Genomic DNA, 15330 nt, shown 5'->3' on the forward strand with positions numbered 1-15330 from the left:
TTGACAGTCCAGTATAGTCTCGTACACTTACTGTACTCAATCGTCCAGTAAGTGAAGGCCCTCATGACACCTCCCTCACATCGCAGCCTCGACCCCGGCGCCTGGGCGATCCGCCCGGTGGCGCTGGCGGCGTTGGTCTTCTCGTCGGTCCTGCTGTCGGCCTGCTCGGTGGCGCCGGTGCGGCCGCCGGTCCCGTCGGTGCCGCTGACCGCTGCCTTTGCGCGCGGCGTACCGGAGTCCGTCGACGGTCAGGCCCTGGACGGCGCCTGGTGGGCCGGCTACGGCGACCCGGCGCTGACGGCGCTGGTCGAAGCGGCGCTGGCCACCAACCAGGATGTCGCCATCGCGCTGCAACGCGTCGCCCAGGCGCGTGCCGGCCACGAGGCGCAGGGCTCGCGCCTGTGGCCCACGGTGGGCCTGCAGGCCTCGGCCTCGCGCAGCGAGAGCGGCCTGCCCGACGCGGTCAAGCAGGGCGGCCAACCCGACACGCGCGCGCTGCGCGTTGGTGTCGACGTGGCGTGGGAGATCGACCTGGCCGGCGGCGTGCGCGCGGCGCGCGACGCGGCGCAGGCCGATGCCGCGGCCGCCGAGGCCGGCGTGGGCGGCGCGCGCCTGCTGGTGGCCAGCGAGGTGGCGCGGCAGTACTTCGTGCTGCGCGGCGCCGAGGAGCGGCTGCGCATCGTGCAAGCGCTGGCCGAAGCCCAGCGCGAGACCGCCAGCCGCGTGGCCAGCCGCCAGCGCGAAGGCGAGGCCAGCGCCTTCGACCTGGACCGCGCGCGTGCCGAAGCCGATGCGCTCGACGCGCAAGTGCCGCCGTTGCGGATGCTGGCCGGTGTCACGCAGACCCGGCTCGCCGTGCTGCTCGGGCGCAACCCGTCGACGCGCGTCGTCGGCGAGGGCGCGGCGTTTGCGTGGCCTGCCGCGCGCGCCATCGGCACCGGCCAGCCGAGCGACCTGCTGAGGCGCCGCCCCGACCTGGTCGCCGCCGAAGCGCGCGTCGCGGCCGAGACGCTGCGCGGCGCCGAGGCGCGCGCCCAGTGGTGGCCCAAGCTCTTCCTGAGCGCGCTGTTCGGCCGTGAAGACCTGCGGCTGAACGCGATGGATCTCGCGCCGGTGCACTTCTCGAACGTCGCGCTGGCCTTTGCGACGCCGGTCTTCAATGCCGGTCGCATCGATGCCGGCATCCGCATGCAGTCGGCGCGCGCCGAAGAGGCCTTGCTGGCCTGGCAGAAGACGGTGCTGGTGGCCGTGCAGGAGGTCGAGGACAGCCTGCTCGTGCGCGTCGAAGAGACGGAGCGCGCCGCTGCGTTGACCCGCACCGCCGACCACCGCCGCCGCTCGCTGCAACGCGCGCAGTCGCTGCAGCGCGAAGGCCAGATCGACCTGCTGGTGCTGCTGGACGTACAGCGTTCGGTGCTGGCCAGCGAACTCGCGCTGTCGGACAGCCGCCTCCAGCAGGCGCTGGCCGACGTCCAGCTCTACAAGGCACTGGGCGGGGGCTTCGCGCCGGCCCGCACCGGTGCTGCCCCCACTTCCGTTGCCGAGAGGACCCCCCTGTGAACAAGACCCTTCCTGCCGTGTCGGCCGTCGCCGCAGCGGCCCTCGCCGCGATCGCGCTTGCCGGCTGCAGCGCCCCGCCGGCGCCTGCCGCCGTCGCCAAGCCGGTCTTCGTGACCACGGTCACCCCGACCGCGTCGGGACCGACGCGCGCCTTCACCGCCGTGGTCCATGCGCGCGTCGAGACCGAGCTGGGTTTTCGCACCGGCGGCAAGGTGCTCGAGCGGTGGGTCGAGGTCGGCGATGTCGTGAAGGCCGGCCAGGCGCTCGCCAGCCTGGACCCGGGCGACTACCGGCTGGCCGTCGATGCCGCAGCCGCCCAGGTGCAGGCCGCGTCCATCGATGCGCAGCAGGCTGCGTCCGACGAGGCGCGCATGCGCCGCCTGCTGGCCGATGGCTCGGTGGGCAGCGCCGACCACGAGCGCCAGAAGGCGCGGGCCGATGCGGCCGCGGCCCGCCTCGACCAGGCGCGTCGCCAGCTCGACCTGGCGCGCAACCGCGAGGGCTACGCCACGCTGGTGGCGCCCTATGCCGGCGTCGTGACGGCGCTGCGCTTCGAGCGCGGCCAGGTCGTCGCCGAAGGCCAGCCGGTGCTGTCGCTGGCCCGCGACGGCGAGCGCGAGATCGTCGCCGACCTGCCGGAGGACTGGGTGGGCCGGGCGCGCACGCTGGCCGCGGTGGCCACACCCTGGCAGGACGCCAAGGCGCCGCTGCGGCTGGTGCTGCGCGAGCTCTCGCCGCTGGCCAGCGTGCAGGGCCGGACCTTCCGCGTGCGCTATGCCGCGTCCCCCGAATCGCGCGCGCAGGTCGCGGGGCTGCCGCTGGGCAGCACGATGCAGCTGACGCTGTCCGGCCCGGGCGCCGGCATGGCGGCGGCCACGCTGCCGGTCACCGCGCTGGTGAAGGCGAGCGGCTCCGCGGGCGTCTGGCTGCTGGATGCCAAGGGCTCGGGCCTGACCTTCCAGCCGGTGCAGGTGGTCGGCATGGACGACGCGTCGGTGCAGGTCACCGGCCTGGCCGCCGGCAGCCGGGTGGTCAGCGTCGGCGCGCAGAAGCTCGATGCCGGCCTCAAGGTGCGCGCCGTCGAACGCATGCCCGAAGCCGGGCCGGCCCCTCTTGCCAAGAGCAGCTCATGAAACGCTTCAATCTGTCCGAATGGGCCGTCACGCACCAGCCGATGGTGCTGTTCCTGATCATCGCGACGCTCATCGTCGGCGTGCTGTCGTTCAGCCGGCTGGGTCGCCTGGAGGACCCCAACTTCGACGTGCCGCAGATGACGGCCATCGTCGTGTGGCCCGGCGCGACCGCGCAGGACGTGCAGGACCAGGTGCTCAACCGCATCGAGCGCCGGCTGCAGGAGCTGGAGCACTTCGAGTACGTGCGCAGCTTTTCGCGCCAGGGCTACGGCGGCATCACGCTGTGGATGAAGGGCGGCAGCAGCAAGGCGGAGCTCGACAACGCCTGGTACCAGGTGCGCAAGAAGATCGGCGACGTGCGCCAGGAGTTTCCCGAAGGCGTGCGCGGGCCGTTCTTCAACGACGAGTACAACGACCGCTACAGCGTGCTCTATGCGGTGAGCGCGCCCGAGCTGTCGATGGCCGAGCTGCTGGCGGTCACCGAAGACGTGAAACGGCGCATCCAGGCGGTGGACGGCGTCGGCAAGGTCGACGTGCTGGGCAAGCAGGCCGAGCGCGTGTACGTGGAGGTGTCGACGCGGCGGCTGGCCGCGCTCGGCCTCGCGCCGACCGCCGTGTTCGACGCGCTGGCGCGCCAGAACCTGGTGGCGCCGGCCGGTTCGGCCGACGCGACGAACGACCGCGTGCAGGTGCGCGTGGACGGCGGACTGCGCAGCGCCGCGGACGTGTCCGACGTGACGCTGGAAGTCGGAGGTCGCCTGCTGCGGCTGGCCGACATCGCCACCGTGCGCACCGGCTGCGAGGACCCGCCGAGCCTGACCATCCGCCACAACGGCGTGCCGGTGCTGAGCATCGGCGTGACCATGCAGCCGAACGGCAACGTGCTGGACTTCGGACATGCGCTGGAGCAGCGCCTGGCGCAGGTGCGGCAGCAGCTGCCGGCGGGCGTCGAGATCCAGCAGTACGCCGACCAGCCGCGCGTGGTGGCGGAATCGGTCTGGGAGTTCGAGCGCTCGTTCCTGGAGGCGCTGGCCATCGTGCTGGCCGTGTCCTTCCTGTTCCTCGGCTGGCGCACCGGCATCGTGGTGGCCGCTTCGGTGCCGCTGGTGCTGGGCCTGGTGGCCGGCGTGATGTATGCGGCCGGCTGGAACCTCGACCGCATCTCGCTGGGGGCGCTGATCATCGCGCTCGGCCTGCTGGTGGACGACGCCATCATCGCCGTCGAGATGATGGTGGTGAAGCTGGAGGAAGGCTGGGATCGCCTGCGCGCGGCCACCTACGCCTACACCTCCACCGCGTTCCCGATGCTGACCGGCACGCTGGTCACCGCCGCGGGCTTCATGCCGGTGGGCTTCGCCAAGTCGATCGCCGGCCAGTACGCCGGCGGCATCTTCTGGGTGGTCGGCGCGGCGCTGATCCTGTCGTGGCTGGTGGCCGTGGTGTTCACGCCGTACCTCGGCGTGCTGCTGCTGCCGAAGAACCTGTCGACAGGCACGCACCACGACCCCTACGACCGGCCGGTCTACCGCTGGCTGCGTGGCGTCGTCGACCGGGCAGTGCACCACCGCGCGTGGGTGCTGGGCATCACGGTGCTGGTCTTCGGCGTGGCCGGCGCCGGCATGTTGCTGGTGCAGCAGCAGTTCTTCCCGACCGCGTCGCGGCCGGAACTGCTGGTGGACCTGCGCCTGCGCGAGGGGGCGTCGTTCGCCGCCACCGAGCGCCAGGTGAAACTGCTCGAGGCGCGGCTTGCGAAGGACCCGGACATCGAGTTCTTCACCGCCTACACCGGGGGCGGCACGCCACGCTTCTACCTGTCGATCCAGCCCGAACTGCCGAACCCGGGTTTCGCGCAGTTCGTCGTCAAGACGGCCGGCATCGAGCAGCGCGAACGCGTGCGCGCCCGCCTGATGGCGCTGTTCGCCCAGGACGAGGCCCTGCCCGACGTCACGGCCCGCGTCACGCGCCTGGAGTTCGGTCCGCCGGTGGGCTTCCCGGTGCAGTTCCGCGTCATCGGCCCCGACAAGGCGCAGGTGCGCGAGATCGCCTACCGGGTGCGCGACGCCGTGCGCCAGAGCGCGCTGGTGCGCGATACGCAACTCGACTGGAACGAACAGGTCCGCTCGGTGCAGGTCCACGTCGACCAGGACAAGGCCCGGCTGCTCGGCCTGACGAGCGCCGACGTGCAGGGCCTGGTGCAGACCACGCTGGCCGGCGCCAGCGTGACGCAGATCCGCCGCGGCGAGGAACTGGTGGACGTCGTCGTGCGCGCCACCTCCGACGAACGCAAGGGCATCGGCCAGCTCGGCGACCTGCAGGTGTTCGCGCGCAATGGCGTGACGGTGCCGCTGTCGCAGATCGCGCGCATCGAGCCCGGCTTCGAAGAACCGGTGCTGTGGCGGCGCAACCGCGACATGGCGCTCACCGTGCGCAGCGACGTCGTCGACGGCGTGCAGGGCCCGTATGCCACGGCGCAGATCCGCCCGTCGCTGCAGCCCATCGTCGACAGCCTGCCCACCGGCTACCGCATTGAAGACGGCGGCGCCACCGAGGAGAGCGACAAGGCCAACAAGGCGCTGTTCGCGGTGTTCCCGGCGATGTTCGCGGTGATGCTGACGCTGCTGATGATCCAGCTGCAGAGCTTCTCGCGGCTGTTCATGGTGTTCATGACGGCGCCGCTGGCCTTGATCGGCGTGGTGCCGGCGCTGCTGCTGTTCCACGCGCCGTTCGGCTTCGTCGCGCTGCTCGGCGTGATCGCGCTGAGCGGCATGATCATGCGCAACTCGATCATCCTGGTCGACCAGATCGACCAGGACATCGCACGCGGCGTGGCGCCCTGGAGCGCCATCGTCGACGCCACGGTGCGGCGCTCGCGTCCGGTGGTGCTGACGGCGGCCGCCGCGGTGCTGGCGATGATCCCGCTGACGCACAGCGTCTTCTGGGGCCCGATGGCCATCTCGATCATGGGCGGCCTGGTGGTGGCGACGGCGCTCACGCTCGTCTTCGTGCCGGCGCTGTACGCCGCCTGGTTCCGCATCCGGCGCGACAGCCCGGCGCAGGCACCCGCCGCTGCGCCGCTTGCGGTCGGCGCGCAGCCGGCGGGAGAGGCGTCCCATGCCTGAGCGCGTGGGCCCCGCATGCCACCGACGCAAGCAGACGCGGCCCCGCGAACTGCTCGACGCGGCCCTGGCCTTGTTCGTCGAGCGGGGCTTCGCGGCGGCGCGGGCCGAAGACATCGCCGCGCGGGCCGGCGTCTCGAAGGCCACGCTGTACCTCTACTTCCGCAGCAAGGAAGACCTGCTGATGGCGCTGATGGCGGAGCGCTTCGCGTCCGGCATCACCATCGGCACGCAGGAGCACTCCGATGCCCGGGCCAGCCCCGACCTGCTGCGCGAGGTCCTGACCCGCTGGCGCTCGGCGCTGATGAAAAGCCATGCCGGCGGCATCTTCAAGCTGGTGCTCACCGAAACGCGCAGCTTCCCCGCGCTGGCGGAGTTCTGGTCGCAAGAGGTGATCGAGCCGGCGCGCCGCCGCGTGACCCACATCGTCGTCCGGGGGATCGAACGCGGCGAGTTCCGCCCGGTGGATCCCGACCTGGTGGTGCTCGCGCTGGTGCTGCCACTTCTCATCATGTGCCTGCACCGGCATGCCATCGGTCCGTGCGCGCCGGAAGACGCGCTCATGGACGCCCCCGATCTCTTCACCCGCCACCTCGAGTTCGTGCTCGAAGGTCTGACACAGCCCCGAGGAGACCCCCATGTCCGCAACGATTGACACCCCTTCCGGCATCTCGATCGCCGGCTTCAGCAGCCATGTTCTCGAACCGAGCGAACCAGGCCAGAGCCGGCTGCGCTACCTCCAGGGCGGAACGGGTGCACCGCTGGTGCTGCTGCACACCGTGCGCACGCAGGCCGAGCACTTCCGCCACCTCATTCCGCTGGTCCAGCAGCGGTACACCGTGTACGCGCTCGACCTGCCGGGAATGGGCTATTCGGAGATCGTGCCCGGCGCGTCGTATCAGGAGCCCGCGATGCGCGCCGCAGTGAAGAGCCTGATCACGCGACTCGACCTGCGCGACGTGAGCTTGCTCGGCGAGTCGATGGGCGCGGTGCTCGCCCTCACGACCGCGGCCGATCTGCCCGAACGGATTCGGCGCGTCGTGGCCATCAACCCCTATGACTACGCCGGCGGCATCGCGAGGTCCAGCTACCTGGCCCGCTTCATCGTGACCGGGGTCCTCGCGCCCGGCATCGGCCCGGTGCTCGCGGGACTGGAACCCAGACCGATCATGCGCGCCGTGCTCAAGGGCGGCCTGGTCGACACCACGGCGCTGCGCGACGACTACCTGGACGAACTGCTCAAGGTGGGCCGCCGACCCGGCTACCCGATCGTCGCCCGCGCCGTGTACGCGAGCCTGCCCAGCCTCATCGCGGCGCGTTCGCGCTACCACGCGGCCGGCGTGCCGGTTCACCTTCTCTATGGGGAGAAGGACTGGTCACGGGCCTCGGACAGGCAAGCCAACCAGCAGTTGCTTCCCGCCGCCGAGTTCACCGAGGTGCCCGGCGCCGGCCACTTCCTCGCGCTGGAGCGACCCGACGTGCCGGCCAGGCTGTTGAACCGGGCCGCGTGATGTGCCTGGGCGGCCGCTACCCGGCCGTCCGGGTTGCCGCGCCGAAGCTGGTGGGCTCTCCCTGCCAACCGGTGCGACGCAGGAACCCTTCCCACGTCAGCGCGTCCGGGTCGTTTCGCCGGCTCCAGGCCGTGTCGCGTTCCGGCGCGTAGTACCCGTGGTCGACCGCGTAGGTGACCATTCCCACGATCTCGCGCACGAGCCACGCGTCGGCACCGAACGCCGGGAAATGAACCAGCAAGTCGTCGCGCGCATAGGCCGACGCATAGTGCGCACGCCTGCCCGTCACGCGGACGAAGATGTCGACGATCTCGCGCGCCGTCAGCACCTCGCCGATCACCGGCAGGGTCTGCCCGTGGTATGCCTCGGGGTCGTCGAAATGCGCCAGCACCGCGGGACCGGTGGCGGTCAGCGGATCGACGAACGGCATGGGCGCATCCGGCGGCAGGTAGACGGCAAAGCTCAGGCTGCCGTCGGCTTGCGGCCGCGGCACGTAGTACTCGAGGAAGTTGCTGTAGAAGAAGGCGAGCTGGATGAAGGAGCTGCGCAGCGGCAGTGTGCGCAGGTGGGCCTCCACCAGGGCCTTCTCGGTGAAGTGCGGCGCCCACTGCGTGTCGCCGGTGCGGGCTTCGACGTTTTCGAGGCTGCTCCAGACGACGTGCTCCACGCCCGCCGCGAGCGCTGCATCGGCCAGCTCGATGCCCAGCGCCAGCTCGGGGCGGCCCGGCGGCGGCACGGGCGCCACCGGAGGCGTCATCAGGAACGCACCGTGCGAGCCGCGCATGGCCGCGGCGAGTTCGTCACGACGGCCGGCCTCCAGCGGCACGACGACGATCTCGGCGCCGCGCCGCGCCAGCTCGCGTATCGGCGCGCTGTCGGCGCTGCGCGCCAGCGCGCGCACGCGGTAGCGACCGCTGGCCAGCAGGGCAGCCGCCACGCTGCGGCCTTGCTTGCTGGCGGCGCCAGCGACGGTGATCAGGGGGAGCGACGAACGAGGGGACACGCGATTTCTCCAGACAGGCCCGCCCAATGCGCGCCGATGGGTGCAGTCTGGGCGGAACGTGCCATCGCGTGAAATCGTCTTTCTACTGGCCTACCATCCGCCACATGGATACCAAGCGCCTGGACCTGAACCTGCTGGTCACCCTCGAAGCCCTGCTCGCGGAGCAGAACGTGACGCGCGCTGCCAGCCGCCTGCACCTGAGCCAGCCGGCGGTCAGCGCGCAGCTCGGGCGCCTGCGCGAGCTGTTCGGCGACCCGTTGCTGATTCCGGCGCAGCGCGGCATGACGCCCACCGCGAAGGCCGACGAGCTTCGGGCGCCGCTGCGCGATGCGCTGGACCAGGTGCGCGCCACGGTGGGCCGGCATGGCCACTTCGATCCCGCGCGAGCCCGCCTGACGGTGGCCATCGCCTGCACCGACTACCTGCAGGCCGCGCTGGTGCAGCCGCTGGTGCTGCAGCTGCGCCGGCAGGCGCCGGGCGTGCGGATCGCGCTGCGAACCCTGGACCTGGCGCAGCTGGCGGCACAGATGGCCCGCGGCGACGTGGACCTCGCGTTGATGACGCCCGGCGATGCGCCGGCCGGCCTGCGCAGCCGCCACCTGTTCGACGAGCGCTACGTGCTGACGGGCCGCCGCGGCCACCCCCGGTTGCGCCGCAAGCTCACGGCGGAACAGTTCGCGCAGCTCGAGCACGTCATCGTGTCGTTGCGCGGCGGCGACTTCGTCACGCCGGTGGATGAGCTGCTGGCGGCGCTCGGCCTGCGGCGCAACGTCGTGCTGTCCGCGGCGTCGTTCCTGTTCGTGCCGGAGATGGTGGCCCGCTCCGACCTGGTCGCGCTGGTGCCGCAACGGCTGGTGCGCGATCGCACCGATGCATTGCGGATCGTCGAGTGCCCGATTCCGGTGCCGGGCTTCGAGGTGGGCATGCTGTGGCACGAGCGCAACCACGCGCATGCCGGCCAACGCTGGGTGCGCGACGTGCTGAAGGCGATGGTGGACGAGGACGACGGGGTCAGACCGTGATGCAGCCGCGGAATCCGCGTGCGGCGTAATACGACTGCGCGCCGTTGTGGTGAACGAAGACCCTGCCGTAGCGGCGCTCGCCGAACAGCGCGCCGCCCAGGGCCCTGACGTCGGCGGGCGTCTCGATCCAGCTCGACGTCCTGGTGTCGAAATCGCCGAATTGCTGCAGTGCCTGGTACTGCGCTTCCGTCATGAGCGCGATGCCCATCTCGGCGGCCATGTCCACCGCGGTGTGGTCCGGCTTGTGCTCCTTGCGCGACTCCAGGCCCTGGCGGTCGTAGCAGACGCTGCGTCGACCTGTCGGGCTTTCTGCCGAGCAGTCGCAGAACGCGAAGCTGCCCGTCGGCTTGTCGTGACCGATCACGTCCGGCTCGCCGCCGCTGGCTTCCATCTGGTGCAGCGAGCGCAGCTTGTCGGGGTTGGCTTCCAGCCGGCGCAGCACGTCGGGCCATGCGATGCCCTTGTGCCGTTTCGGGTGTTTGTCGAAGCGGGTCTTCAAGGTCTGCAAAAGCTCTTCGCGTTGCTGTGCGTTCATGGCTTGCTCCTCTGCGTTGATGACCGCCTTGCGGCGGGGTGGAGGCGCGCTTGATTCAAGCGCACCACGTCAGGGTGCATAGTGCAGCCCCGTCTCCCACGCCGCCGCCATCGTCTGCAGAAGTGACGCGGGCACGCGGGCATCCTGCCGCGCATCCTGAAGGGTCCGCCGCATGGCCTGCGCGATGCGATCGAGCACCTGGGCGGGCTGGCTGACGCCGCAGACGCGCCGTCCGAAGTCGTGGAGTTCTTCGACGGTGGGATAGACCTTGCTGCCGTGCTTGCCGGCGAAGAGCTTGAGCGCGAGCGTTCTGTCCTCCAGCTCGGGCCCACCCTGATAGCGCGTGTAGCGATAGATGGACGTCGTCACCACGTCGAACAACGGTGCCAGCCATGCGTCGATCTCGCTGCGGTAGAGCACGCCGAAGTTCTTCAGGTGTGCGTCGCCGTTGCGCACCATGATGCACAAGGCCACCTGCTCGAAGAAGCGATGCAGGTTGTCGCTGTGCAATTGCATCTGGCGAAGCAGTTCGGCCACGCGCTGGTAGCTGCCCTGGTACTTGCGGTCCGACAACACGTCGCGCACGCGCAGCCCCGCCAACGCGGCGATGTCCTCGAAGCCCAGGCGATCGATGCGGCCGTCGTCGTGCGTGACGATGTCGAATCGATCGAGGATCAGCATCTGTCCATCATCGGAGAGCGAGAACTCGGGCACCAGGATGCCCGCGCGCCGAGCGGCCGAGAGGCAGAGGAACTCGTTCGCCGCGAGCCCCGGATAGGACGGACTGGCCGCCTTGACGATGAGCGAGGGCACTGGCACGGTAGGCCGGTCAGGCACCATGATCTTGGGCTGCATGCCTGCGATGCCGGCGCCGGTGCTCAGGTAGGCCGCCACGAGCTTGCCGAACACCTCGGGCGTGTACCGCGTGCTGAGCAGTTCGGCCTTGCTGATGACCCGAGGAGCGGCCACGTCGGGGGCGCCCGGCAGGCGATAGCCCAGGCGGCCGATGCCGTTGCGGCCGGCCAGCGCCAGCAGGTGCATCGGCGTCATCGGCTGCTTGGGAAACAGCTCGCGGATGCGCATGAACAGGTCGCCCTCGGGCAGGTTCTGGTCCATGGGCGCGAACAGGTCTCCGGCCTGCCAGGTCAATGTCTGCTTCGGCGGCATGAGCAAGGCCACCGTCGCTTGCTCGAGGTCTGGTTCGAGATAGCGGAACTCATAGGCGGACGCCTTGAGCAGCTGCCCTGCATGGGGCGCGTCGCCAATGTCGACGTCGAGTGCGCGGATCTTTTCAGGGAGCATCGTCGTCGTCCTGGAACCGGCGCGAGACTTCATCCGCGGTGGGCAGCCCCACCCGCTCGAGTCGCAGTGCAAGGCCCAGCGCACCCAGCACGGCCATCAACGACGACACGGTGGTGTCTTCGCCCGCTTCGAGTCGGTAGATGACCTCCCGGACTTTTCCTGACTTCTCGGCGAGGGCGGATTTGCTGAGGCCGAGCGCCTTGCGCTGCTCGATCAGTGCCCGGCCCAACTCATCTGGAAGGCGAATACTGTCAGTCATAACGTGCAATTATAGAGGTTCAGAACAGAAATGACAGGTATGGCTTACAGGTGATCCCTCTACGCTTTGGCGCCCCAGTCGCGGGGTTGATGTTGGCTTCCGACTGCGAAAACGTCCACGCACGACCCGCCAGATCGGCAACGCTGTACTAACTGGATCCGATGGTTCCCGATCCGCAGCCGTTCACTGAAGCCAAACACGTGACAGAGCCAGGCGGCGGCCACAGAAACATCGGGATAACTCAGCACCGGAATCACCGTCGCTTCGGGCATCGAGAGATTGCTCGGGCCGGCGGAGAACTGGGATGTCTGCGACATGGCGTGGATCCTGAGCTGATGCGTCCGGAGGGGGGGCATGGACATTCTCAGTCCGAAACCCCTGAACGCCTCGCCGGCTACACCGCGCGACCGATCCGTCATAAAAAGCATGGCGGCGGCCGTCGCCGCGCCAACTGCGGGAGAGTCTTATGAAGCATCGATTCATGCGGCTGCTGGGTGCATTCGCCACGGGCGCGTGCCTGTTCAGTGCGGCCGTTTCATCTCACGCTCTGGAGTACAGCATCACCGACCTCGGCACGCTGGGCGGGATGTGGCAGCACTCATACGCCACCGGCCTCAACAACAGCGGCCAAGTGGTCGGCTATGGCTACGACTTTGGGCAGTTGTACCGCGGGGAGTCCTACACCGGCAGCTACCAGGCCTTCGTGACGGGCGCCAACGGCACGGGCCTGGCAGCGATCCCGACGCTGGCCAGCGGCAACTGGAACAAGGCGACCGGCATCAGCAACAACGGCTGGGTGGTGGGCACCGCGGCCACCGCACCCGGCAACGATGGCGAGAACCCCGCCGTGGGCAACCCGCGCGCCTTTGTCTACCGGGCCGACGGCAGCATCGCGCCGCAGGCGCTCGCCACGCCTGGAACGCACAGCTTCGGCAACGGCATCAACAACAGCGGGCAAGTGACCGGCACGTACTTCACCGCGGAGGGCACGCAGCGTGCGTTTGCGACGGCGGCAGCCGGCGCAGCGCCGGTGGAGCTCGGCACGCTGGGCGGCACCAACGCCGTCGGCAACGGCATCAACGATGCAGGCAAGGTGGTGGGTGCGTCCACGGTGATCCTGGGCCACGAGGATTCGTTGTACTTCGGGAACGCCCGCGGCTTCATCACGAACACCACGAACGGCGCCCCGTATGGCGTGATGGCGCCGATTGCGATCATCGGCGCCGATCCGACAAACCCCGACCACACGTCAACGGCGGCCGGCATCACCGAGTACGGGCGGATCGTGGGCACCACCGAGAACTACTACTACACCGATGCAGCGGCCTTCATTGCCGGGCCCGACGGCATCGGACGCAGGCTGAACGTGTACGACATGGGCGAGTTCGAGATGCAAGGGGCTTGGCAGCTGAGCAGCCACGGGCTGGCAGTCAACAGCTCGGGCCAGGTGGGTGGCAGCTACTACTGGACCCTCAACATGATGGACCACGCCTTCATCAGCGGCGCCGACGGTTACGGCCTGGTCGACGTGAACACGCTGTCGTTCAACAACCTGGCGAGCAGCGTGCGCGATTGGCTCTTTGTCAACGTGACCGGCATCAACGATCTCGGGCAGTTCGTGGCCAACGGTGACAACGGGCGGGCTTACCTGATCTCGCCGGTGCCGGAGCCGGCCACGGTGCTGCTGATGCTGTTCGGGCTGGGGGTCTTGGCCTGGCGCAGAACGCAGACGCGGTGACTTGACCGGGCTTTCGCATCGGCTGCTAGCGGCCGCCCTCGAGGCCTCCTGCGTCGAGTTGGCCATTGAACGCGGAGCTTCGCTGTCGCTGCGCAGGGTCACGACGAGGCCGGAATTCAGCTGTACCAGCAGTTCCTGCCGCGCCATCGATTCCCGCAGCCCCTTCAGGATCGCGTCGCGACCTTCGTGGCGGAGGTTCACCGGTGCCAGCACCTCCCACAGCGCGGACGGTTCGAAAGCGTCGTGCAGCAGAGAGACGTCGCGCAGGTTTACCGCCGCGTGCCACGCATCAATGCGTTCGCGGATCTGGAGGTTGTCAAGAGAAGTCGTCATGGCGTAGATGACAGGGTGACGTCAACCACCAAAGTAGCGCCAGTTTCCTTCGGTGATGACCGTGGCCTTGCCGTCGACGACCTGAACGGCGGTCTGGTCGTCGATGGCATAGGCGGGGCCGCCGATCTCTGCTGCCCACCTTTCGGCGCACGCCATCGTGTTCTCGTCGAAGCCCGGGTAGTCCAGGTGCGGGAAGATGGAGAAATCGACAAGGCCCAGGGCGCGGTCTTCGCCCGTCAAGGGAACTACTGGGTCGACCCGGTGAAGCGAGTCACGGGAACGGTGTTCACACAGGTACTGCCCTTCTACGATCCCGCCGTCGTGAAGCTCTACGGCGACTTTGAGAGAGGCCTGTACGACGGCCTGAGTCGGACCTGATCGGCAATCTTGATCGACAGCTCGACGTCCCAAAGAAGCTTTCTCGGCTCGACGCGATGATCGGTCAGGTAGGCCTCGTACCTGCATGCATACGACTCCGCACGGTCGGCGACCAGTGGATCGAAGGCAATTCCCGAATCCTTCGCCCACTTCATCAGGGCCTGGTTGCCGCGAAGCCCGTTGCCCCGGTAGACCAACGTGGCATACCTCCCTGCGGGAAGGACGCCCGGCTTGATGCGCTCATCACCTGGCAGAACGGAGCTCGTCACCAGGCCGACTTCCACCTCCATGATGCTTTTCATGTCGCAGTGGTAGTACCTCAGGAAGTACGGTGCCTGCTCCGACAAGCCGTTTTCATGGGCCCACGTCCGCAGTTCCTTCAGGGCCTTCGTGACCAAGGCGAACATCCCGCCGAAGGGGGTCTCGAAACGCAATCCGAGGTAGGGTCTCTCCGGCTTGTCGACGATCGAGGCGGGGCCGATGACGTTCTCTGCCTTCATGTCTGGCCTTTCTGCCTTGCCTCGGCCTGCCTCAGGATTGAGCCAGTTCTGCCGGGCACGCCTCGAATACGACGAACGAGGTTCCCTCGAATCGACATGTTCCGGCAAAGGGCTGTTCGATCGCTGGAGAGTCAGGCCTCGTCTTCTTCCCACGCCTGCGGATCGCTGACCCACTCCAGCAGCAGTTCAGCTCTTGACGCCAACATCGGCGCAAGCTCCTCGTCTTGTTTGCCTGAGCCGATGCGGAAGGTCGGGTGCTTTTCCCCGCGCGCCATGTACTGAGCAGCCTCTTGCCAAAGGGGTGCAATCGCGCGGACTGCCTCGCGTGGATTGCTGGCTTTGCTGGCGGATACATGGTCGTTCGGCATGTCTCCCGAGACTGCCCACCAACCTGTGAAGCCGGGAGTGGCGATGCTCTCGTCGGCGACGTGCGTGCCCTCGCACACGCTGGCGTCGATGATCGCGTGGGCGCTGTCGTAGGCGCGCACGGAGAGCAGGCGCGAGCTCAGGTAGGGCGGCACCTCATCGGCAGGGCAGCACGCGCTGCACGGCGCCGCGGCGCACGTGGATCGGGCCGGAGGCTCGGTAGGGGCTGGCGGCGGGTTGGTGCTCGTAGGGGAGCAGGAGCAGCTCGTCGCCTTGCTTGGCGTCTTCGAGGCTGATGCGGCAGGGGTAGCCGGTGTTGGCGGTGGCGATGTGGCGTTGTGCGCCTTGCTTGGCGAGGGCCTGGTCGGAGAGGGTGAGGAGGGGGGCGAACTCAGTGGGGGGCAGGGCAATCAGTTGGGAGTGATGCATGGGGCGTCCGGTAGTGGGGAGCTGGCATCGTCGTCGCACGGTGTGAGGGCTCGCCGCTTTCGGACGTGGAGTTCTGAAGAGGCGAATCCCTCATCTCATCTGAAATGGGGAAGGGATTTCCTGCTTCGGAGCGCAACGGCCGCTG

Annotated in this window: 15 protein-coding genes; 7 read left to right on the forward strand and 8 right to left on the reverse strand. The window is 68.9% G+C overall.

What is annotated here, in order from left to right:
• The first annotated feature begins 63 nt into the window (after window positions 1-63).
• Genes ASC98_RS17550 through ASC98_RS17570 form a run of 5 tightly spaced genes read left to right on the forward strand, consistent with a single transcriptional unit; the run spans window position 64 to window position 7320 of the window.
• Entirely contained in the window at window positions 64-1560 is a 1497-nt protein-coding gene (locus tag ASC98_RS17550; protein WP_082541649.1) for an efflux transporter outer membrane subunit, read from the forward strand.
• A complete protein-coding gene (locus ASC98_RS17555) occupies window positions 1557-2693 on the forward strand; it encodes an efflux RND transporter periplasmic adaptor subunit (protein WP_056811168.1) in 1137 nt (378 codons plus the stop codon). Before ASC98_RS17550 ends, ASC98_RS17555 begins: the two co-directional genes overlap by 4 nt.
• The gene (locus tag ASC98_RS17560; RefSeq protein ID WP_056811166.1) at window positions 2690-5812 is read left to right on the forward strand and encodes an efflux RND transporter permease subunit; all 3123 of its coding nucleotides are present in this window, start codon (window positions 2690-2692) and stop codon (window positions 5810-5812) included. Before ASC98_RS17555 ends, ASC98_RS17560 begins: the two co-directional genes overlap by 4 nt.
• The gene (locus ASC98_RS17565; protein ID WP_082541650.1) at window positions 5805-6464 is read left to right on the forward strand and encodes a TetR/AcrR family transcriptional regulator; all 660 of its coding nucleotides are present in this window, start codon (window positions 5805-5807) and stop codon (window positions 6462-6464) included. Before ASC98_RS17560 ends, ASC98_RS17565 begins: the two co-directional genes overlap by 8 nt.
• On the forward strand, window positions 6448-7320 hold the full coding sequence (locus ASC98_RS17570; protein WP_056811159.1) for an alpha/beta fold hydrolase: 873 nt from the start codon (window positions 6448-6450) through the stop codon (window positions 7318-7320). Before ASC98_RS17565 ends, ASC98_RS17570 begins: the two co-directional genes overlap by 17 nt.
• 16 nt (window positions 7321-7336) lie before the next feature.
• Here ASC98_RS17570 and ASC98_RS17575 read toward each other — a convergent pair whose 3' ends face one another.
• Window positions 7337-8323 carry an NmrA/HSCARG family protein gene (locus ASC98_RS17575; RefSeq protein WP_056811155.1) on the reverse strand — a complete coding sequence of 329 codons (987 nt, stop codon included), beginning with the start codon at window positions 8321-8323 and terminating at the stop codon, window positions 7337-7339.
• Window positions 8324-8427: 104 nt separating this feature from the next.
• Between ASC98_RS17575 and ASC98_RS17580 the strand changes: the two genes are divergently transcribed.
• Window positions 8428-9345 (forward strand): LysR family transcriptional regulator, encoded by a 918-nt coding sequence (locus ASC98_RS17580; RefSeq protein WP_056811152.1) that lies wholly within the window; start codon window positions 8428-8430, stop codon window positions 9343-9345.
• Here ASC98_RS17580 and ASC98_RS17585 read toward each other — a convergent pair.
• The 3 genes from ASC98_RS17585 to ASC98_RS17595 all read right to left on the reverse strand — a co-directional run bounded on the left by ASC98_RS17585 (window position 9335) and on the right by ASC98_RS17595 (window position 11441).
• Window positions 9335-9880 (reverse strand): DUF4256 domain-containing protein, encoded by a 546-nt coding sequence (locus ASC98_RS17585; protein WP_056811149.1) that lies wholly within the window; start codon window positions 9878-9880, stop codon window positions 9335-9337. The two genes, ASC98_RS17580 and ASC98_RS17585, sit on opposite strands and share 11 nt — an antisense overlap.
• A gap of 69 nt (window positions 9881-9949) precedes the next feature.
• Window positions 9950-11182, reverse strand: coding sequence for a type II toxin-antitoxin system HipA family toxin (locus tag ASC98_RS17590; protein ID WP_056811147.1), 1233 nt, complete (start codon window positions 11180-11182; stop codon window positions 9950-9952).
• Entirely contained in the window at window positions 11172-11441 is a 270-nt protein-coding gene (locus ASC98_RS17595) for a helix-turn-helix domain-containing protein (protein ID WP_056811144.1), read from the reverse strand. The genes ASC98_RS17590 and ASC98_RS17595 overlap by 11 nt, the downstream gene beginning before the upstream one ends.
• Before the next feature lie 466 nt (window positions 11442-11907).
• Between ASC98_RS17595 and ASC98_RS17600 the strand changes: the two genes are divergently transcribed.
• On the forward strand, window positions 11908-13179 hold the full coding sequence (locus ASC98_RS17600; RefSeq protein WP_157597722.1) for a PEP-CTERM sorting domain-containing protein: 1272 nt from the start codon (window positions 11908-11910) through the stop codon (window positions 13177-13179).
• Window positions 13180-13533: 354 nt separating this feature from the next.
• Here the strand turns inward: ASC98_RS17600 and ASC98_RS17605 are convergent, their stop codons facing one another.
• From ASC98_RS17605 to ASC98_RS17620, 4 genes are all read right to left on the reverse strand, one after another.
• Window positions 13534-13752: a Type 1 glutamine amidotransferase-like domain-containing protein gene (locus ASC98_RS17605; RefSeq protein WP_056811138.1), complete on the reverse strand. Its 219-nt coding sequence runs from the start codon at window positions 13750-13752 to the stop codon at window positions 13534-13536.
• Between the two features lie 89 nt (window positions 13753-13841).
• A complete protein-coding gene (locus ASC98_RS17610) occupies window positions 13842-14390 on the reverse strand; it encodes a GyrI-like domain-containing protein (protein WP_056811135.1) in 549 nt (182 codons plus the stop codon).
• Window positions 14391-14521: 131 nt separating this feature from the next.
• On the reverse strand, window positions 14522-14911 hold the full coding sequence (locus tag ASC98_RS17615) for a DUF4826 family protein (RefSeq protein ID WP_056811133.1): 390 nt from the start codon (window positions 14909-14911) through the stop codon (window positions 14522-14524).
• A 1-nt stretch (window position 14912) separates the two neighbouring features.
• Entirely contained in the window at window positions 14913-15185 is a 273-nt protein-coding gene (locus ASC98_RS17620) for a DUF1203 domain-containing protein (protein WP_056811130.1), read from the reverse strand.
• Window positions 15186-15330: the final 145 nt, after the last annotated feature.

Source organism: Rhizobacter sp. Root1238, assembly GCF_001425825.1.
Classification (GTDB): Bacteria; Pseudomonadota; Gammaproteobacteria; order Burkholderiales; family Burkholderiaceae_C; genus Rhizobacter.